The organism is Pseudoflavonifractor intestinihominis, assembly GCF_040096055.1.
Classification (GTDB): Bacteria; Bacillota; Clostridia; order Oscillospirales; family Oscillospiraceae; genus Pseudoflavonifractor; species Pseudoflavonifractor intestinihominis.
Genome location: NZ_JBBMFK010000023.1, coordinates 1 through 20,726 on the forward strand (window position 1 = coordinate 1; position 20,726 = coordinate 20,726).

Annotated in this window: 13 protein-coding genes and 2 pseudogenes; 13 read left to right on the plus strand and 2 right to left on the minus strand. The window is 56.1% G+C overall.

Translation table 11 applies throughout. The features are described 5' to 3' along the window. Window positions 1–82: 82 nt before the first annotated feature. The 13 genes and pseudogenes from WMO64_RS12655 to WMO64_RS12715 all read left to right on the plus strand — a co-directional run. Window positions 83–175: pseudogene (locus WMO64_RS12655) on the plus strand (Maff2 family mobile element protein); the annotation flags it as partial. Window positions 176–287: 112 nt separating this feature from the next. Beyond that, complete coding sequence (locus WMO64_RS12660; protein WP_208037803.1) at window positions 288–1,151, plus strand: VirB6/TrbL-like conjugal transfer protein, CD1112 family; 864 nt, start codon at window positions 288–290, stop codon at window positions 1,149–1,151. Between the two features lie 69 nt (window positions 1,152–1,220). Beyond that, complete coding sequence (locus tag WMO64_RS12665; protein ID WP_219082614.1) at window positions 1,221–2,084, plus strand: radical SAM protein; 864 nt, start codon at window positions 1,221–1,223, stop codon at window positions 2,082–2,084. A 6-nt stretch (window positions 2,085–2,090) separates the two neighbouring features. Further along, window positions 2,091–2,540, plus strand: a complete 450-nt coding sequence (locus WMO64_RS12670) for a PrgI family protein (protein ID WP_219082612.1) — start codon at window positions 2,091–2,093, stop codon at window positions 2,538–2,540. After that, entirely contained in the window at window positions 2,437–4,848 is a 2,412-nt protein-coding gene (locus WMO64_RS12675; protein WP_349232205.1) for a VirB4-like conjugal transfer ATPase, CD1110 family, read from the plus strand. Before WMO64_RS12670 ends, WMO64_RS12675 begins: the two co-directional genes overlap by 104 nt. 31 nt (window positions 4,849–4,879) lie before the next feature. Continuing rightward, on the plus strand, window positions 4,880–6,859 hold the full coding sequence (locus tag WMO64_RS12680) for a C40 family peptidase (protein WP_349232206.1): 1,980 nt from the start codon (window positions 4,880–4,882) through the stop codon (window positions 6,857–6,859). A 13-nt stretch (window positions 6,860–6,872) separates the two neighbouring features. Next, window positions 6,873–7,328, plus strand: a complete 456-nt coding sequence (locus tag WMO64_RS12685; RefSeq protein ID WP_349232207.1) for an XF1762 family protein — start codon at window positions 6,873–6,875, stop codon at window positions 7,326–7,328. Window positions 7,329–7,330: 2 nt separating this feature from the next. Next, on the plus strand, window positions 7,331–7,585 hold the full coding sequence (locus WMO64_RS12690) for a DUF4315 family protein (RefSeq protein WP_349232208.1): 255 nt from the start codon (window positions 7,331–7,333) through the stop codon (window positions 7,583–7,585). Further along, entirely contained in the window at window positions 7,575–8,390 is an 816-nt protein-coding gene (locus WMO64_RS12695) for a DUF4366 domain-containing protein (protein WP_349232209.1), read from the plus strand. Before WMO64_RS12690 ends, WMO64_RS12695 begins: the two co-directional genes overlap by 11 nt. After that, entirely contained in the window at window positions 8,387–10,477 is a 2,091-nt protein-coding gene (locus tag WMO64_RS12700) for a DNA topoisomerase 3 (RefSeq protein ID WP_349232210.1), read from the plus strand. Before WMO64_RS12695 ends, WMO64_RS12700 begins: the two co-directional genes overlap by 4 nt. Window positions 10,478–10,625: 148 nt before the next feature. Beyond that, window positions 10,626–16,481, plus strand: a pseudogene (locus WMO64_RS12705) (LPD25 domain-containing protein); the annotation flags it as partial. Window positions 16,482–16,484: 3 nt separating this feature from the next. Next, on the plus strand, window positions 16,485–17,429 hold the full coding sequence (locus WMO64_RS12710) for a hypothetical protein (protein ID WP_435412071.1): 945 nt from the start codon (window positions 16,485–16,487) through the stop codon (window positions 17,427–17,429). 2 nt (window positions 17,430–17,431) lie between these two features. Then, window positions 17,432–17,632 carry a transposon-transfer assisting family protein gene (locus tag WMO64_RS12715; RefSeq protein ID WP_349232211.1) on the plus strand — a complete coding sequence of 67 codons (201 nt, stop codon included), beginning with the start codon at window positions 17,432–17,434 and terminating at the stop codon, window positions 17,630–17,632. 68 nt (window positions 17,633–17,700) lie between these two features. Here the strand turns inward: WMO64_RS12715 and WMO64_RS12720 are convergent, their stop codons facing one another. Together WMO64_RS12720 and WMO64_RS12725 are read right to left on the minus strand one after the other, a co-directional pair. Beyond that, window positions 17,701–17,895 (minus strand): helix-turn-helix domain-containing protein, encoded by a 195-nt coding sequence (locus WMO64_RS12720; protein WP_349232212.1) that lies wholly within the window; start codon window positions 17,893–17,895, stop codon window positions 17,701–17,703. A gap of 202 nt (window positions 17,896–18,097) precedes the next feature. Then, window positions 18,098–20,725 carry an ABC transporter permease gene (locus tag WMO64_RS12725; protein ID WP_349232213.1) on the minus strand — a complete coding sequence of 876 codons (2,628 nt, stop codon included), beginning with the start codon at window positions 20,723–20,725 and terminating at the stop codon, window positions 18,098–18,100. Window position 20,726 lies beyond the last annotated feature (1 nt).

Consider the following 20,726-nt stretch of genomic DNA (forward strand, 5'->3'; position numbering starts at 1 on the left):
CCTATCCGACACAATGCGCAAGTGCCGGATAGGAACGGCAAAATTTTTTACACTTCTATTACTTCTTTATCGCACATAAGTAAAATCGCAGGGCGTCAAGCAGCTTGTCGCGGGAGGTGGGGTTGCCCTGATCGGCCTGACCCTTGTTCCCCTGCTGTCCGGGCTGCTGGGCTGATGGCCCCATCCCTGTCCGAACCGTAACTTCTGACGCTGCATGAAACCTGAAATAAACCCCGCCGCGCCCTCTCGTTTGAACCGGGAGGGCGCGGGAAAGGAGGTGTACCCGCATGATAGGTGATCTCATTGGGGATTGGCTGAAAGGCATTTTAATTGACGGCATTATGGGCAACCTCTCCGGCCTGTTCAACACGGTAAATACCAAAGTCGGGGAAATCGCTTCCGACGTGGGGACGACGCCGCAGGCATGGAACGGCGGCATTTTTAGTATGCTGCAATCCCTGTCCGAAACGGTGATTGTCCCCATAGCGGCGGCCATCCTTGCCCTTGTCATGTGCTATGAGTTAATCGAGATGATCGTCGAGAAAAACAATATGCACGACTTCGACAGCTCTATGTTCTTTCGCTGGATGTTCAAATCTGCCTTTGCCATCCTCATTGTGACGAACACATGGAATATCGTCATGGGCGTTTTCGACGCCACACAAGCCGTCGTCAACCAGAGCGCCGGGGTAATCATCGGAGAAACCAGCATTGACTTTGACACGCTGCTCCCCGATCTGGAAAGCCGCCTTGAAGCAATGGACATTGGGCCGTTGCTGGGCTTATGGTTCCAGACCCTTGTTGTGGGGCTGACGATGAACATTCTATCCATCTGCATTTTCCTTGTGACCTACGGGAGAATGATTGAAATATACGCCGTGACCGCGCTGGGGCCGATCCCCCTTGCCACGCTGGGAAACGCGGAGTGGCGCGGCATGGGCCAAAACTATCTGAAATCCCTTTTGGCGCTGGGCTTCCAAGCGTTCCTGATTATGGTTGTCGTCGGCATCTATGCGGTGCTGATACAGGAAATCGGGACGGCGGAGGACATTTCCGGCGCGATTTGGGGCTGCATGGGCTACACAGTGCTTTTGTGCTTCTGCCTGTTTAAGACGGGAAGCATCAGTAAAGCAGTTTTCACAGCCCATTGACGGGAGGTGACGCATATCCGCATCGGACTGATTGACGTGGACTCTCACAACTTCCCGAACCTCTGCCTGATGAAGCTGTCCGCCTACCATAAGGCGCAGGGCCATCAGGTATGCTTCTGGAACCCTTTATTTTACTTTGACGTGGTGTATAAAAGCCGGGTGTTCACCGACACCTATTCCAAGGACAGCATCACGGTCAGAAACGCCGGACAGGTAATCAAAGGCGGCACAGGCTACGGCCCCGGCCCCGACCTGCCGGACGAAATCGAACACAGCTATCCCGACTATTCCCTTTATCCGCAGTATTCCGAAACCGCCTACGGATTTTTAAGCCGTGGCTGTCCAAGAGGCTGCGGGTTTTGCATCGTGGGCGGCAAGGAGGGCCGCAAAAGCCGGAAGGTGGCCGACCTGTCCGAGTTTTGGCGGGGCCAGCGGGAAATCAAGCTGATGGACGCAAACCTGCTGGCCTGCCCCGACCATGAAAGCCTGCTTTTGCAGCTTGCAGGGAGCCGGGCGCTGGTGGACTTTTCCCAAGGGCTTGACATCCGCCTGATAACCCGCGACAACGTGGCGCTGCTCAATCAGGTACGGACAAAGGCCGTTCACTTTGCATGGGATAACCCTGACGAGGACTTGACCCGGTATTTCCGGCAGTTTTTGGAGTGGACTTCCATCAGGAACCCACGGCTGCGCCGGGTGTACCTTTTAACGAACTACGGCAGCACCCACGAACAGGATTTGTACCGGGTGGAAACGCTGCGGCAGATGGGCTTTGACCCCTATGTGATGATTTACGAAAGGCCCACAGCCCCGCCCATCACGCGGCACTTACAGCGGTGGGTGAACAACAAACGACTGTTTTACGCCATCCCCAGCTTTTCGGACTATGAGCCGGTGAAAAAGCTGCTGGGCGGCGGTATGGAAATGAGGTGATGATATTTGGCTTATGTGACTGTCCCCAAGGATTTAACCCGCGTGAAATCCAAGGTGGTACTGGGACTGACAAAACGGCAACTGATCTGTTTTGGCGGTGCGCTTCTTGTAGGCGTCCCGCTTTTTTTGTTGATCCGGGGGCGCGTCCCCACCAGCGCCGCCGCGCTGATTATGGTATTCGCCATGCTCCCCGGCTTCCTGCTGGCCCTGTACGAACGCCACGGCCAGCCCCTTGAAGTGGTGGTTTGGCAGATTATCCAGTGCAGCTTCATCCAGCCAAAGGAGAGGCCCTACCAGACCAACAACGCTTACTCTGCCCTTGTGCGGCAGCACCAAATGGAAAAGGAGGTAAATGCCATTGTCCAAAAAGCAAAAGCAAGAGCCGCAGCCAAAGACGCCGGTAAAGCTCACCCGCGCCGAAAAGAAAGAAATTCAGGCCATCATCCGCAAATATAAGGGCGACGGCAGGCCCCATTCGGCGCAGGAAAGCATCCCCTATGAGGCCATGTATCAGGACGGCGTGTGCCGGGTGACGGCCAACACGTTTTCCAAGTGCATTGAATTTCTGGACATCAGCTATCAGCTCGCGCAGGCCGACACGAAAACCGCTGTCTTTGAAAACCTGTGCGACCTTTACAACTATCTGGACGCTTCCATCCACGTCCAGTTTTCTTTTATCAACCGCAAAATCGACCCCAAGCAGTACGCCAAAAGCTTTGAGATCAAGGCGCAGGGGGACGACTTCGACGACATCCGGGCGGAGTATTCCGGCATCCTGCAAGACCAGCTTGTGAAAGGCAACAACGGCCTGCAAAAGCGCAAGTTCCTGACCTTCACCATTGAGGCCGACAGCCTGAAAATGGCCCGCGCAAGGCTTCGCCGGATTGAAACCGACCTGCTGGGGTACTTCCGCACGATGGGGGCCGTGGCATGGGTGCTGGACGCAAAAGAACGGCTGGAAGTCATGCACAGCATCTTCCACCCGGACGGGGAGCCGTTTCAATTCGACTGGAAATGGCTGGCCCCATCGGGGCTTTCCACCAAGGATTTCATTGCCCCGTCCTCGTTCCGCTTCGGCAATGCCCGGATGTTCGGGCTGGGCGGCAAGTACGGGGCCGTGAGCTTTTTGCAAATCCTCTCCCCGGAGCTGTCGGACGAAATGCTGGCCGACTTCCTGAACACGGAAAACGGCATTGTCGTCAATCTCCATGTGCAGGCCATCGACCAAGGAGAGGCCATTAAAACCGTCAAGCGGAAAATCACCGACCTTGACGCCATGAAGATACAGGAACAGAAACGGGCCGTCCGCAGCGGCTATGACATGGACATACTTCCCAGCGACCTTGCCACCTACGGGCAGGACGCCAAGGAGCTTTTGAAAACCCTGCAAAGCCGCAATGAACGGATGTTCCAGATCACCTTTCTGGTGCTGAACACTGCCGATACCCGGCAGAAGTTGGAGAACGAAATCTTCTGGGCCTCTGGCGTGGCGCAGAAGTACAACAATTCCCTTGTCCGGCTGGACTACCAGCAGGAACAGGGCCTTATGAGCAGCCTGCCGCTGGGGGCCAGCCACATCAAGATCGAGCGTTCTTTGACGACTTCCAGCGTGGCCGTGTTCGTCCCGTTCGTGACGCAGGAGCTTTTTCAGGGCGGCAACGCCATGTATTACGGCATCAACGCCAAGACCGGCAACATGATTATGCTGGACAGAAAACGGGCGCGCTGCCCCAACGGATTGAAGCTGGGGACGCCCGGCAGCGGCAAGTCCATGAGCTGCAAATCCGAGATTTTGAGCGTGTTCCTCTGTACGCAGGACGACGTGTATATCTGTGACCCGGAGGCCGAGTATTACCCCCTTGTGCAGCGGCTCCACGGACAGGTGGTAAAGCTGTCGCCTACCAGCAAATCCTATGTGAACCCGCTGGACATCAACCTGAATTATTCGGAGGATGAAAGCCCGCTGGCCTTAAAATCCGACTTTGTGCTGTCGTTCTGTGAGCTTGTCATGGGCGGCAAGAACGGGCTGGAAGCCATCGAAAAGACGGTGATTGACCGGGCGGTGCAGGTGATCTACCGGCCCTATCTGGCAGACCCCCGCCCGGAAAATATGCCGATCCTGTCCGATCTCCACGCGGCGCTTGTGGCGCAGCATATCCCGGAGGCCGACCGGGTGGCGCAGGCCCTTGATTTGTATGTGAACGGCAGCCTGAACGTGTTTAACCACCGCACCAACGTCAACATCGAAAACCGCATTGTGGCTTTTGACATTAAGGAATTAGGCAAGCAGCTCAAAAAGCTGGGGATGCTCATTGTCCAAGACCAGATTTGGGGCCGCGTGACCCAGAACCGCAGCCAAGGCAAGGCGACGTGGTATTTCTGCGACGAGTTCCATTTGCTTTTGCGGGAGGAACAGACGGCGGCCTTTTCCTGCGAGATTTGGAAGCGGTTTAGAAAATGGGGCGGCGTCCCGACAGGGGCCACGCAGAACGTGAAAGACCTGCTTTCTTCCCCTGAGATTGAAAACATTTTGGAGAACAGCGACTTTATCTGCCTTCTCAATCAGGCGTCCGGCGACCGGAAAATCCTTGCGGAACGGCTGAACATTTCCCCACAGCAGCTACGGTATGTGGACAATTCGGAACCCGGCGAGGGGCTTTTGATTTACGAGAACGTCATCCTGCCCTTTAAGAACCCCATCCCGCAGAACACCCAGCTTTACAGGATTATGACGACCCGGTTAGGCGAGGGGGCCACGGTATGAGGCACAGAGCCGCCAAAGGAGGTGAACCGCCATGAAACCCTTAAAACCCCGTGACAAGGTGACGCAACGCATGACCCGCGACGGGCTGACGCTGGATAACCAGACCACCGGCGAGAGCGTCAACGTGTCCAGCCGGGAGGCCGAGCAGGAATATACCGCCGAGCCGGGCGGCGCTGCGGAAAAGGTACTGGAACGGGCCGGGGACATCCGCGACCGCCATAAGACGAAACAGGCGGTCAAGGACGCCGGGGACGTGGTGACGGAGGCAGGCGAAGCCCTGCACCGGCCATCTTCCCGGCTTCAATTTACCGCCGCAGAACGGGCCGACCCCCGGCTTTCCAAGTACGTCCGCAAGGCAGAGAAACAGGCGGATAAGCTGGACGCCGCCAAAGACGCGCTGCCAAAAAAGCGCGTTGTCACCAAGGAAACCGTCTATGACGAGGCATCCGGCAGGGCCAGAACCAAGCTGCGCTTTGACAAGGTGGAGAAGCCCGCGCCCCAGCTAAAGCCCAATCCCATGAGCCGCCCGGTTCAGGAAGCCGGGCTGTTCGTCCACGGCAAAATCCACGAAGTTGAGCATGAAAACGTGGGCGTGGAGGGCGGCCACAAGGGGGAGGAACTTGCGGAACGGCAGGCGGGCAAGGCCATCCGCAGCGGCATCCGCCGCCATAAGCTCAAACCCTACCGGGCCGCAGCCAAGGCGGAACGGAAATCCATTGCCGCCAACGCCGAGTACATCTACCAGAAATCTTTGCGGGATAACCCGGAGCTGGCGCAGGCGGTGAGCAACCCCGTGTCCCGGTTCTGGCAGAAACAGAAAATCAAGCGCGATTATGCCAAGGCAGCGAGGGCCGCAGGCCAGACGGCACAGGGCGCGGCGGGAGCCGCCGCCAAGACCGCGCAGGCCAGCGCCGCAGCCGCGAAAAAAGCCGCAAAGAAAAGTGAAAAGGCCGCGTCCTTTGTGGCCCGCCACTGGAAAGGGGCGCTGGTGATCGGCGGCGTGGGCCTTTTGCTGCTGATGATTATGGGCGGCCTGCAATCCTGCACCGCCATGTTTGGCGGCACCGGGACGGGGCTTGCGGCTACGTCCTATCTGTCCGAGGACGCGGATATGCTGGGGGCCGAAGCTGCCTACGCGGAGTTGGAGGCCGACTTGCAGCATGAGCTTGATAACTACGAAAGCCTGCACCCCGGCTACGACGAGTACCGCTATGATCTGGACGACATCGGCCATGACCCCTATGTGCTGACCTCTATCCTGTCGGCGCTTCACGGCGGGGCCTATACGCTGGATGAAGTACAGGGCGACCTTGACCGGCTGTTTGGGCTGCAATACACCCTGACGCAGACCATTGAAACGGAAACCCGCTACCGCACCGAAACGAGGACGGACAGCGAGGGCAACGAGTATGAGGTGGAAGTGCCATACACCTACTACATCTGCAACGTGAAACTGGTAAACAACGACCTGTCCCATCTGCCTGTTTCCATTATGAACGAGGAACAGTTGAGCTTCTATGCCGCCTATATGCAGACGTTAGGCAACCGGCCCGACCTGTTCCCCTCTGGCAGCTACCCCAACGCATCCACCGTCAAGGAGCCGACCTACTACGAAATCCCGCCGGAGGCTTTGGAGGATGAAACCTTTGCGGCCATGATTGCGGAGGCGGATAAATACGTCGGCTATCCCTATGTGTGGGGCGGTTCCAGCCCGTCCACTTCCTTTGATTGTTCCGGCTTTATCAGTTGGGTAATCAATCATTCCGGCTGGAACGTGGGACGCCTGACGGCGCAGGGCCTTTACAACATCTGTACCCCTGTCACGGCGGAGCAGGCCAAGCCCGGCGACCTTGTGTTTTTCGTCGGCACCTACGACACCCCCGGCGTGTCCCATGTGGGGCTGTATGTGGGTAATTCCGTGATGTTGCATTGCGGCGACCCCATCAGTTACACGAACCTTAATTCAAGCTACTGGCAGCAACATCTTTACTGCTACGGCAGACTGCCATAAGGGGGGACGGCCTATGTTGAGCCTGACCCCTGTTTCACTCTCCGAGGCCAACGCCTTTGTCGCCCGTTATCACCGGCACCATAAGCCGGTTGTCGGCCATAAGTTTTCTATCGGCTGCATGGCAGACGGACGGCTGGCTGGCGTCGCCATTGTGGGGCGGCCTGTAAGCCGCTATTTGGACAATGGCCTGACGCTGGAAGTCAACCGGCTCTGTACAGACGGCACCAAAAACGCTTGCAGCTTCCTTTATGCCGCCGCATGGCGGGCGGCGCGGGCTATGGGCTATCGGAAAATCATTACCTACATTCTCGACACGGAAAGCGGCGCAAGCCTGCGGGCCGCCGGATGGAAATGCGCGGGGCTGGCTGGCGGAAAACGCTGGACGGGAAGCCGCCGACCTGCCGCTGACCTTTACCCCGCGCAGATGAAATACCGCTATGAACAATCCATTGACGAAAGGAGTTTTTGACTATGGCAACCAACAAACTTGACCGTATCGAACGGGATATTGAAAAAACCAAAACCAAGATCGCGGAGCTGCAAAAGCAGCTTCGGGAGCTGGAAGCGGCTAAAACCGAGCAGGAGAATTTGCAGATCGTCCAGCTTGTGCGCGGCCTGAACATGACCCCGCAGGAGTTCGCCGCCTTTGTACGCGGCGGCGCTTTACAGGCACCCCCGGCCCCGCAGCCGGAGTTTGAACAGGAGGACAATGCCGATGAAGAATAAGAAAATCATCCGTACCTTTGCCGCGACGCTGGCCGTTATGCTGTGCTTCGCGGCCTTTTCCACCACCGCCTTTGCCGGGGGCGTTGACCCTGACCCGGAACCGCTGCCGGAAACCACGGAGGCCCCGGAAGAAGTGCCGGAGGAAACCGAGGAACCCACCACCGGGGGGATCGAGATGGAGCCGGAGGGCGTACCCGTCACCCCGGAGGGCAACGCCGCACTGGTGGATGATTTCTACGGCGATAAACAGCTTATCACCGTTACCACCAAGGCAGGCAACTATTTTTATATCCTGATCGACCGGGCCAACGAGGACAAGGAAACATCCGTCCATTTTCTCAACCAAGTGGACGACGCCGACCTGCAAGCACTGTTGGAGGACGGCGAGGCGGAGCCGGAGGTTTGCACCTGTGCGGAGAAATGCGAGGCCGGGGCTGTCAACACCGCCTGCCCGGTCTGCAAAAACAACCTGACGGCCTGTGTGGGCGCAGCGCCGGAGGACGAGGAACCGGCAGAAACCGCCGAGCCGGAAGAAGCCGGAAACAGCATGGGCGGCCTGATTGTGTTCCTTGTGGTGCTGCTCATTGGCGGCGGCGCGGCCCTTTACTTCTTCAAGTTTAAGAAGCCGAAAGCCAGTACCAAGGGCAATGACGATCTGGACGAATACGACTTCGGGGAGGACGAGGACGACGACGAGGACGAACCGGCCCCGGAGGTGGACGACGACACCGGCGAGGTGGAGGCCAGACCGTTAGACGACTATTTGCTGGATGAAGATGAACCGAAAAAGGAGGAGGAAGAATGAGTTATCAGTTAGTGATCGCAGAGAAACCGAGCGTCGCCCGCAGCATTGCGGGCGTCATCGGAGCCAACAAGAAACAGGACGGCTATATGGAGGGGAACGGCTATCTGGTGAGCTGGTGCATCGGCCACCTTGTTTCCCTTGCCGACGCCGGGGCCTATGACCCCCGCTATAAGAAATGGGCCTATGACGACCTGCCGATTTTGCCGCAGGAATGGCAGTACATCATCCCGGACGAAAAGAAAAAGCAGTTTGACATCCTGCGTTCTTTGATGGAGCGCCCCGACGTGGACGGCCTTGTGTGCGCCACTGATGCCGGGCGCGAGGGGGAACTTATTTTCCGTTTCGTCTACCAGATGGCGGGCTGCAAAAAGCCGTTCAAACGGCTTTGGATTTCCAGCATGGAGGACGCCGCCATCCGGGAGGGCTTTGCCAACCTGAAACCGGGGGCCGACTATGACAACCTGTATCAATCGGCCCTGTGCCGGGCGCAGGCCGATTGGCTGGTGGGGATCAACGCCACCCGGCTTTTCTCCATCCTCTACCACAAAACCCTGACCGTGGGCCGTGTCCAGACGCCTACCCTGAAAATGCTGGTTGACCGGGAAAGCAAAATCGACAATTTCAAAAAAGAAAAATATCACGTTGTCCATATCGCGGCGGGCGGCATGGAGGCGGCCAGCGACCGCGTTTCCAGTGCTGCCGACGCCGACGCCACCAAGACAGCCTGTGCAGGAGCGCAGGCCGTTTGTGTATCGGTGAAGCGGGAGAAAAAGACGGAGCAGCCGCCCCGCCTCTACGACCTCACGACGTTGCAGCGGGAGGCCAACCGCCTGTTTGGATTTACCGCCAAGCAGACCCTTGACTACGCCCAGCAGCTTTATGAAAAGAAACTGCTGACCTATCCCCGCACCGACAGCCAGTATCTTACCGACGATATGCAGCCTGCGGCGGAAAGCATCGTGTCCGGCCTGTGGCCGCTGCTTCCTTTTGCGGCGGGCCTTGACATTGCCCCGCAGTTTGGACGGGTGCTGAACAGCAAAAAGGTGAGCGACCACCACGCCATCATCCCCACAATGGAGTTTGTGCAAAAAGGCTTTGACGGGCTGACCGAGGGCGAAAAGAAACTGCTGTCCCTTGTGTGCTGCAAGCTGCTGTGTGCTGTGGCCGCGCCCCATGTGTTTGAGGCCGTCACCGCCACATTCACCTGCGCCGGGAAAGAGTTTACCGCCAAGGGCAAAACCATCCTGACGCCGGGCTGGAAAGAGATTGACCGCCGTTTCAGGGCGTCGTTTAAGACCGACGCCGACGAGGATGCGCCGGAGCTGGCGCGGGAGCTGCCGGAGATCACCGAGGGCCAGACCTTTGACAAGGTGGAGGCTTCTATCACCGAGCATTTCACCACACCCCCGAAGCCCTACACCGAAGATACGCTTCTGTCGGCTATGGAGCGGGCCGGGGCCGAGAATATGCCGGAGGACGCCGAGCGGCAGGGATTGGGAACCCCGGCCACCCGCGCTTCCATTCTGGAAAAGCTGGTGCAGATGGGCTTTGTGGAACGGAAAGGCAAGCAGCTTCTTCCCACCAAGGACGGCCACAACCTTGCCTGCGTCCTGCCGGATGTGCTGACCTCTCCCCAGCTCACCGCTGAATGGGAAACCAAGCTGACGGCCATTGCCAAGGGCGAGGCTGACCCGGAGGGCTTCATGGCTGGCATTGAGGAAATGACGCGGGGGCTGATTTCCGGCTATTCGCAGATCAGCGAGGACGCGCAGAAATTGTTTCAGGCCGAGCGCGTGGCGATTGGCAAGTGTCCCCGCTGCGGCGAAAGCGTCTACGAGGGCAAGAAGAACTATTACTGCGGAAACCGGGCCTGCCAGTTTGTCATGTGGAAGAATGACCGCTTTTTTGAGGAACGGGGCAAGGCGTTCACGCCGAAAATCGCCGCCGCGCTTCTCAAAGACGGAAAGGCAAAGGTAAAGGGCCTGCGCTCCATGAAAACCGGGAAAACCTACGACGGGACGGTACTTCTGGCCGATACCGGCGGGAAATACGTCAACTATCGCATTGAACGGAGGGACAAAAACTAAAAAACAGCAAGCATAGGAAGTGTAGCCACACTTCCGGCAAATCCCTGACCCGGCCCACCCTGCCGGGCCGGGGATTTTGCTTTTTGGGGCATATCCCCAAACCCCTTGATTTTTTCAGAAAGGAGGGCTGCCGATGGCAAGTCTTAGGGACATGGTATCAGAGTATCAAGACGACCTGCGAAACGGCATTGCATGGCTGGCGTTCTGGCGCGAGGGCCGGAGCTGGCAGGCGGAGGCGTTTCACCTTGATCTGGACGACACCCTTTATCCAGAGGACAGGGCGCGGCTTACAGAGATACAGGCCGCCGACCCACAGGCCGTTGTGGTAAACGGCTACTATTCCGGCTATCTATCCGAGGAAATGAACGTGGCGGAGCTGGCTGCCGGTGTGCGACACCACTACGACAACGGCCTGAACAACATTTCCCCATTCATAGAGGCCCACAGCGACGAACTGCCGCCGGATGTGTTGGAGGCAGCGCGGGAGAAAGCCCATGCTGCCGGACTGCCTTTCTATGAACGCCCCTACCGTGGGGATGACATCGACCCGTACACCTATGACGGCCACATGAGCATTGAGGATTACGAATTGATGCAGAAATTGATGGAGCAAGACCGAGAAAGGAGGGAACCCATGAGCGAAGTATTTTCTATCCTGCTTCATAACCGCCAGCGTTATGAACATGGCAAAAAGGGCCTTTGGCTTTCTTTGCCGACCACAACCGAAAAGCTGCAAGAAGCCCTGCGAGAAATCGGCGTCAGCGCCGACAATCCGCAGGACTTTTTCTTGTACGACTACCGAAGCCCGCAGGAGCGTCCTGTCAAGCTGCCCCGCGATCTGGTGCTGTCCGCCGACGTGGACGAACTGAACTTCCTTGCCGCAAGGCTGGAAAAGCTGGACGCCGCCGAGCTTGCGGAGCTGAACGCCGCCCTGACAAGCCCGCAGAGCGACTTCCACAGCATCGGCCAGATCATCGACTACCCCGACAACGTGGATTTCTATGTACATCTGCCGGATGTCACCGGCACCGGCCAGTTGGGGGACTACTACCTGAACCGTTCCGGCATGGTGGATATGCCGGAGGAATGGAAAGCCGGGATTTTCCTGCCCCGCTTTGGCCTGCATATTGCCAATACGGAGCATGGTGTTTTCACCGACTATGGCTATCTGGTGAAAAGCGGCGACGAATGGCAGCGTGTCTATGAGGGACAGCCAGTGCCGGAGGAATACCGGGTGATGGCCTATCCCCAGCCGGAGGCTGACCGGGAAGCCTTTCGCACCGAACCGGCGGCCCCCGCCGCCGTTCTGCCGGAGGCAGGCCCGATTATCATAAAAGGCATGACTAAAGACGAATACATGAAAGAGATCACCGACAGGCTGGAAGCCGGGGTGAGGGGTGTTCTGGACAGTGAGAATTATAAAGCCTACCTCACCTCAATGTCCAAGTTCCACACATACAGTTTCCGAAATACCATGCTGATTTTCCTGCAAAAGCCGGACGCTTCTCTGGTAGCTGGTTTAGGGAAATGGCAATCGGAATTTGAACGCACCCGAAAACAGGGCGAAGCCGGGCTGAAAATCATAGCCCCTAAATTCTACACAGTCAAAAAGCGCGTTGCCAAGAAAGACCCTGACACCGGCGAACCCATCAAGGACAAAAACGGCAAGCCGGTGATGGAGGAACAGGAAATCACGGTGCCGGACTATCGTGTGGTATCAGTGTATGACGTAAGCCAGACCGAGGGCAAGGAGCTTCCAAAGACCCATGTGGATATGCTGTCCGGCGACGTGGAGCAGTTTCAGGATTTGCAGGCGGCTTTGGAAAAATCGTCGCCCTATGCCATTTCCATTGAGCCGGTTTGGGACGGAGCCAAGGGCCGCTGCCTCTATCTGGAACAGCGGATCACCGTCAATGCGGGCATGAGCGAATTGCAGACCCTAAAGACTGCCATCCATGAAGTCGCCCACGCCCGCCTGTATGAGAAAAACAGCCATCTTGCGGAGGATAAACAGCCGGACAAGGCCACCCGCGAGGTGCAGGCCGAGAGCGTGGCCTATGCGGTATGCCAGTATTGGGGGCTTGATACGTCGGACTATTCTTTCGGGTACATTGCAAATTGGAGTTCCGGCAGGGATTTGAAAGAATTGCAGGCGTCCCTTGAAACGATCCGGGCCGCTGCCAATGACCTTATCAATGAAATGGAAATCCACCTGTTAGAGCTTCAGCAGGAACGGCAGGCCCAGCAGGAACACGCGGCCACGGAACAGGCAAGCGATATTTCCGAACCCCGGCAGGAGCCGCAGGCGTGGAATGGGATTGACGGCCTCTTGAATGAAAAACCATTGATGCCGGAGGCGTCCCCGGTGGAACGGGCCGCCGCGCTGGTGGCGCTGGCCGAAAAGGACGGCCCGCGTTTGGGCGACGGGGAACGCCGCCTGATTATGGAGTATGCCGAGGCCGTGGGCGATACCGATAAGGTGATTGAGCTTATCAACCGTCTGTGCAAACAGGGCTTTGAACTGCAACACGGTTACATGGACGACTTTGTGAAAAGCCAGATGGAAAGTGAGATTGCCGTTGCAAGGGCGGAACAGACCATAGCTAACGACCCGGCAGCGGAGCCGATTGTCACGATTATTTGGAGTGAAAGCCCACACTTAAAAGACGGCCAGCAAATGCCGCTGCATGAAGCCGAAGCCGTTTTCGGGGCGCTGGACAGTTCCAAACGGCTGGAACGGGAACAGCCCGACTACACGGGGGGCTGGTATGACAAGACCAAGTTCCGCATTGACTTCTCGTTTCAAGGGCAGCCGGATAACTACGAGGGGCGGCAGGATTTTGGCGACGGGGACGGTTCCCTGATTGAGCATATCCGGGGCTATCACGAATACTACGCACAGGATGAAAGCTGGAAAAACCATGTGCTGAAACATGAGGGGCCGGAGGCATGGGAGGCAGACAAGGCCCAGCGGGAAATGCTTCTGACTGAATTTGTCCCCTATATGGAGCTGCATTGTAACCTGTCCCGGCTGGAACAGGAGGCGCAAACCCGTCTGGCGTCCGGCGAAACCCTGACGCCGGAGGAAACAGCCTACTATGGGGCGCTGGAAAACTACGTCAAGGAGTGCCGCCCGCTTCTCAATCAGGGCCAGTATCAGTTGCCGGAGCCGCCGAAACTTTCTGACTTCGACCAGAGCTTGCAGGACTATAAAGCGCAGGTACAGGCCGAGATCGCGCAGGAAGCCGCTGACGCCGGTATGACCGTGGAGGAATACGCGGCGGCTGGCTATGAGGCCCCGGCAGAACCAGAGCCGGAGCCTGCCCCGGAGCAACCGCAGGAAGCCCCGGAGCCGCCGACAAAGGAGCCTGCGGCGTCCGACTACTATTATTCCATCAATGAGGGTGCAGCCCGCCGCGCCAAGGAGATGAACAGCTATTCCGATTACAAGCCCGGCAGCGCCACGGCGGAGTACCGGCATTATGTGGATAATGCCTTTGAAATCGCGCAGGCACAGAAAAAGCGCGTTGATCCCATGTACCATGAGAAAATCGACAGCCTGCTTGACACCTACGCCCGGAAGCTGGCCGCCAACATGAACCACAGTTTTGCCATTGACGCCCGTGTTCCCTCAATCCTGATTGCCGGTGGTTCCAATTTCCCGGTACGCCAGAAAGAAAAACAAAACGCAGCCCGCGACAGCAATATGCAGGAATGGCAGTACATCCAAGGGCTGCTTGATAAAATCCGCAGTACCGGCATGGGCGGCATCCGGCAGGACGACCCGCAGGCCATCCCCAAGCTGGAAAAGAAGCTGGCCGGTCTGGAAAAGGCGCAGGAAACCATGAAAGCCGTGAACGCTTACTACCGCAAACACGGTACGCTGGACGGCTGCCCGCACCTTTCCCCTGAAAATCTTGAAAAGCTGAAAGCGGCTATGGTGTCCGGCTGGCATTATGAAAAGAAACCCTTTCAGAGCTGGGAGCTGTCTAACAACAACGCGGAAATCCGCCGCATCCGGCAGCGGATCGACAGCCTGACCCGCGCCAGAGAAACCGTCTATGTGGGCTGGGAGTTTGAGGGCGGCCATGTGGAGGCCAACCGGGAACAGAGCCGTTTGCAGGTGTTCTTTGAAGATAAGCCGGACGCCGACGCCCGCCAGCAGTTGAAAGAACACGGCTTCCGATGGGCGCCAAGCGTCGGGGCATGGCAGCGGCTTTTGAATGGGAACGCCTATTACGCCGCCGACCGCATTTCAAGTATTCAGCCTCTTACCGGCGAGAAGCCCACGGAGTTGCAACGCAGCAGCATCCGGCAGCAGCAGGCGCAGATGGCACAGGCCCAAGCCGAGCCGGAGGAATGTGTCTATCGGGTACACGCCGCCACCCGCAGCGACAGCCCGGAAAACCTGTATTTGCTGCAAGCCTATGTCCCGCAGGCGGACGGCACTGTAAAAATCGGGGCGGTTCTTTATGCCGGGACGGAAGAAAAATGCCGGGAGCTGCTGGATCAGCTCAACACCGGGGAGCTGACGCAGGAAGCCGTCAAGGAGCTGTACGCCAAGGAACAGGAGCAGCCACAGGAACCGGCCCCTGAACAGGAGGCAGCACCAGAGCCGGAACCGGCGCAGGATGATGTGGCCGACGCCGAGCCGCAGGAAAAGGCAGCCGACAAACCCTTGACTGATTTGCAGAAAAAGGCGGTGGAAATCGCTGACCGCTACAAAGACCTGCCCCTGCAAGGCAAGATTGATGTAATCGCGCAGGCGTTTGGCTGCAAGACCGGCGAAATCCGCACGTCCCCCTGTACCGGCAAATGGCGCGGCACCAGTGATATGTCCATCCACTTTGATAACGGCGCTTCCCTGTTCATCGGCAACCACCTGACGCCAAAGGCCAAAACCGTAAAGGTACAGACGGAATGTGTCAACAGTGCATTGGTGCATTTTAACCCGGAGATCGTGCAGGCCACCAAGGAAGCCGCCCTGCCTGTTCTGTTGCAGAGGGAAGCCAAGGACAACGAGATCGCCGCCCAAAAGGGCCTAAAGCCCTACACGCTGTTGAATGTGGAGTTTAATGACGGGGCCGACGAGCAGACCGGCGGCTATATCGGCTGGTACTATGTGACGCTGGCCGTGGACGGAAAAATCTGCACCCATCTGGAAACGGGATTGAGCCATGATATTGCAGACGGCAAGGTGAGCGACACCCCCACGCGGGCAGACTACTTCACAGCAGGAGCTTTGAAAGAAACCGATGTGGACTATGTGTTCAACAATGTGGGCTTTTCTTCCGCATCGAGCCTGTACGCGCTGCCGCTGCGGGAGGATGTGCGGGAACGGGCGGAACAAACGCTGGCCCAGCGTAGCGCCGACCAGCCGGAACGGGACACCTTTTCCATCTATCAAGTGCCTGCTGGCCCGGAGGGGCGCGACTTTCGTTATCGGCCCTATGAGGAATTGCAGGCCGCAGGGCTGACCGTGGACAGGAAAAACTATGCGCTTGTCTACACGGCCCCGCTGGACAAAAAGACCACGTTGGAGGATATTTACCGCACGTTCAATGCCGACGACCGGCCCGCTGGTTTCCGGGGACACAGCCTGTCCGTTTCGGACGTTGTTGTGGTAAATCGCGGCGGCAAGGAGGAAGCCCATTACTGTGACAGCATCGGGTTTACCCCTGTGCCGGAGTTTATGCAGGAAAGCCCCATCAAGACCGCTGAAATGTCCACCGAGCAAAATTACAACATGATTGACGGCACCCTGAACAATGCCCCGTCGATGGGGGAACTGGAAGCCAGAGCAAAGGCCGGGGAACAGATTTCCCTTTTCGATGTGGCCGAGGCAGCCAAGGCCGAGGACAAGAAGCCGAAGCAGACCCGCCCGGCGTCCAAGACCGCCCAGCGCCAGAAAAAGCCGTCCATCCGGGCGCAGCTTAAAGCCGCCAAGGAGGAACAGGCCAAAAAGCCGCCGCAGCGGGAAAAATCAAAAGAATTGGAGGTGTAGGCCGTGAACAGATTTGAAAATGTGGATGTGCTGGCCGCGCTGGAACAGCTTATGCGCCAGAACACCGCCTTTTACCGCAATGATTTTGAGATTGACAAAGAAATCATCCGGCAGGCCGCCGCCAGCGACAGGGCCGAGGACAAAACGCTGCTGTGGATGTCCCGCCCATCCGGGACGTACTGTTTCCGGGAGCGCGACGTTTTCCTGCAAGACACCCGGCAGCACAACACATGGCGCTTTTATGGGGAGCAGACCCGCGACCGTATTCTGGCCTACGCCGTGGAACTGACCGGCAAGGTGGGCGGAAAGATACGGGGCAATCTCTATGAACTGGACTATCCCCGGCATTTCCGGCACGTCGCAGCCGAGGCGGTACAGGCCGACACCATCATCCTACACTATGAAAAGGGCAACCGGGAACAGCCCGCCAGCCTGTATTTTGACGGACGGCCTGACCCCAAGCTGGGGGCGTTCCTACGGTATGAGGCAAAACCCAATGAGCCGGAAAACCTGCGGGAAGTGCTGCGGCAGGAGCAGAAAGGCCGGGAGCAGCTTGCCCCCAGCGACTTCAAAGCCCACGTCACGGCCCTGCATGACAGCCTGATTTTGGCAGAAGCACAGCGGATCGTGGCTGGGCTGAAAGACCTGCCAGCCCCCAACAGCCCCAACAAGACGCATTTCATGGTGGAACTGTCCCCCTATTTTACGCAGATCGCGTCCAGCAAGGACACTGACCGCCTCTTTTCCATGCTGCCCTACAAATCGCTGGTGTTTACCGGCATCAGGGACAGGCATGGGATATATGCCATGATCGGCAAAGACGAGAACCGGGACAAGGAAGTGCGGCGGCCCCGCGCTTCCATCCGAAAGCAGCTATCCGAAACCAAACAGGCCCAAGCCCCGAAAAAGGCCCCGGCCCGCACCAAGAAAAACGAATTGGAGGTATGACAATGCAGTTTAATGTGGAGGAAGAAAACCTGATCTGTCTGTATCACAATGCCGACCGGCGCAGGACGATGGCGAAGCTCCATGCCGCGCTGCCGGATATGGACGGGGAAATGGCGGCACTGGCCCGCCAGAGCCTTGCCAAGCTGGACACCATGACCGACGCCGACTTTGAGGCGTACCAGTTCCATTTCACAGACGAGTAAATAAAACATAACGAAGCGCCGGGCGCGGGGGCTGTATGGCCTCTGCGTCCGGCGCTGTTTTTCTGCCTTTATGCCTGCTCCATCGGGAATTTCGGTAGGGCTTCCAACAGTTTCATAATCAAGTGCTGTTTCATATCCTCGTCCACAGCCAGCTCGTCGATCATGGGGGCATAGTGTTCAATCACTTTTTCCGTAGCCCACTTCTCGCCTGCGACGGCGGCCTTGATCGTGGCGCTGTCCAGCAACATTTCCTGTTCGGCCATCCTGTCCACTCCTGTCTTTTTTATGCTTGTATCAGCATAACACAGAACCGGCAGAAATACCAGCGGCGGAAACATTTTCCTACGCATTTAGAAGCCCTCTCTGGTGAGGATTGGATAATCTGTCCCACCTGCCCGCCGACCATGACGTGAAAGCCTTGAAATAGTGGGCTTTTTACCGGCCTAAATGCGTAGACAGGAAGGCTTATTCCGATGTCCGCAGGCGTTCCACAACAGTACCTTTGTTGAAGAAGCGCAGGACAATGACCGGGATCACCGCCGCCAAGAGCAGATATACCAGTGCGATAATCAATGCCGGAACCAAAGTGAAATGCAGCGTGAAAAACCACATGGAGGGCGAGTTCAAAACGCTTTTTAGGACGGTCAAGCCAATCATAACTGCAAAAATGATACCGACTATATCGGCGGCTCCCGCATAGTAAAGCCCCTCATAGATCATCATGCGGCGGAGCTGGCGGTTTGTCATGCCGATGCTCTGCATGGTAGCAAATTCATGGCGGCGGGTGATAATGTTGGTAATCATCATATTGGTAAAGTTGATTAACCCGGCAAAAGCCATAATCACACCAATCATACCACCTACAAGCAATACGATATTCCCGACAGAAGCAAGCTGCTGTTTCATTAGCGCCGTAGAAGTATAGGAAACAGACGAATTGTTGCTTGTAAAATCATTCAGAAATCCGTCAATCTGCTGCTCGTAACCGTCTGCGGCATTAAATCCATAGCTGAATAGAGTGGGGGTATCATAAAGCTGTCCGAACATTTCATCTGTCATATAAACAAATGGCGCGTCCCCACCTATGCGCGCAGCAGAGAGAGCACCCGCAGAGGTTTCAAATTCATTAGCAGCAAGATTGGCGATTGCAAGAACCTCACAGGTTTTTACCAGCTCTCCATTTTTATAAAACGATATAGTGTCCCCCATCTGAAACTGTTTTCCAAACGGCATAAAATCTGGCTGACCAGTCTGAAAATCCATTTGATATCCGACAATCACATATTCCCCGGTGTGCATCTTCTGTTTGAGCGTGTCACTATTTTTCTCTCCGTCATAAATCGTTATATCATCCCAAAATGCATCCGATACGCCAAAAACATTTCCATACCATTGATTTTCGTCGCCTGGTACAATCGTTACAGATGCTCTGTCCCCATAAGCATCAGTCTGTCCTCTTTCATTGGTTTCAGTTCCTAAGAAAGTATAATCAATACCGTAATCCACCGTCACATCTGTATCATCTATGGTGTTCCGATACAAGTATCGCCCATTTTCCACTCCGGCTTGTTGGTTTATCAATTCCGGCACAGCCAAAGGCAGTCCATCCTCGTGATACATAAACGGAGCAGTTTGATTGACGGCAACAGAATTGTAGACAGTATAATCTGTTTTTGTTTGACGGCTGATCCATTTATTTTCATCCATACTTTGAGTAATTACAAAAGCAGAATTAAGCAAGACAATACACAAGAGCATGGAAATCACAATGAAAACTGTGCGCCGCTTACTCCGTCCTAAATTTGCAAGGGCCATGCGGGGCAGCTTTGCCCCATGTGTCCGTTTTGTTTCTTTCTTCTTGATATTTTCCTGCCCGGTATAGCGGATCGCCTCTAACGGAGATACCTTTGCTGCCTTTTTTGCGGGTTTCCGGGTGCTGATAAATACAGTCACGATGGTAAACAGGGCGGCTATCACAAAAATCAGCGGAGATACCGATACTTCGGCTGTGTCCCAATAGTTAGCTCTTAAAAACTCCGTGACAACGGGGAGCAGCACCCAACTCACGAGAAATCCTGCAACCAAGCCGATGGGCAGACCAATCACCGTCAGCCAAACAGCCTGACGGTTCACCAGCCTTTTGATCTGCCGGGTAGAACATCCGATTGTCCGAAGAAGCCCATACTGCTGAACATCCTGCATGACAGAAATATCGAAAATATTATAAATCAGCAAGTACCCACAGGCCATAAAGAGAAGAACAAATCCTACAACGGCAACTGCCATTAGCGGATCTATGGATTGTACGGTTACATCGTTCTCTGCACAGAGAATATAATTGCTTGCACTCATATCGTCGGTGTTCCCGCCGACAGAACGGGCAAACTCTTGTAACTGTCCCCTTACATCTGTCTTGTTTTTCAAAACGACATCGGACAGATAGGTGCCAGCCATTTCTCTATCTTCGGCAAAGGTGTTACGGAATAAATCTGGGTTTTCCTCAACAAAACTCTCTGACACGATCATTAGGCTGCTAACATCGTTCGCTGCTTCCCACCAGCCGGAAAGAACCATATCGAAATGATAGGTCTGCCCCCGCAACTCAAATTCAACGGGAACCTGTGCGCCAATTTCGGCTTCCACTCCCAAGGCTTCCAAAGCAAGATCGCTGGTGGAAATCTCATTTGCCGCTTGCGGAGCATCCCCGTGTGTCGGCACACAGAAAGTCAATTCCTGCTGGATGGCGTCGGCATAATCAATTTCAATGCTGTGTCCGGGCGAATTTGTTGCAAAACCAATAACCCGCCTGCATCCGGCCTGTTCAACAAAATCGCTGTTGATAAGCTGCTCATATTGTGCTTCGGTCATATATCGAATGTCACCGTCTGCCTTACTTCCTTTTTGCATCTGCATGGAGAGTTGAAGCGAAGATACCATACTAAACGCAAGGGATGTAATAGAGGTAAACAGGAAGGCAGTCAGAAAAATGGCTAAAATTGCTGCGATATTCCGCACTTTGTTTTTCTTAAAATATCTCTTTGAAAGGCGTTTGATAACGGCCATGTTATTGTTGCCAAACAAAATATCATTCATC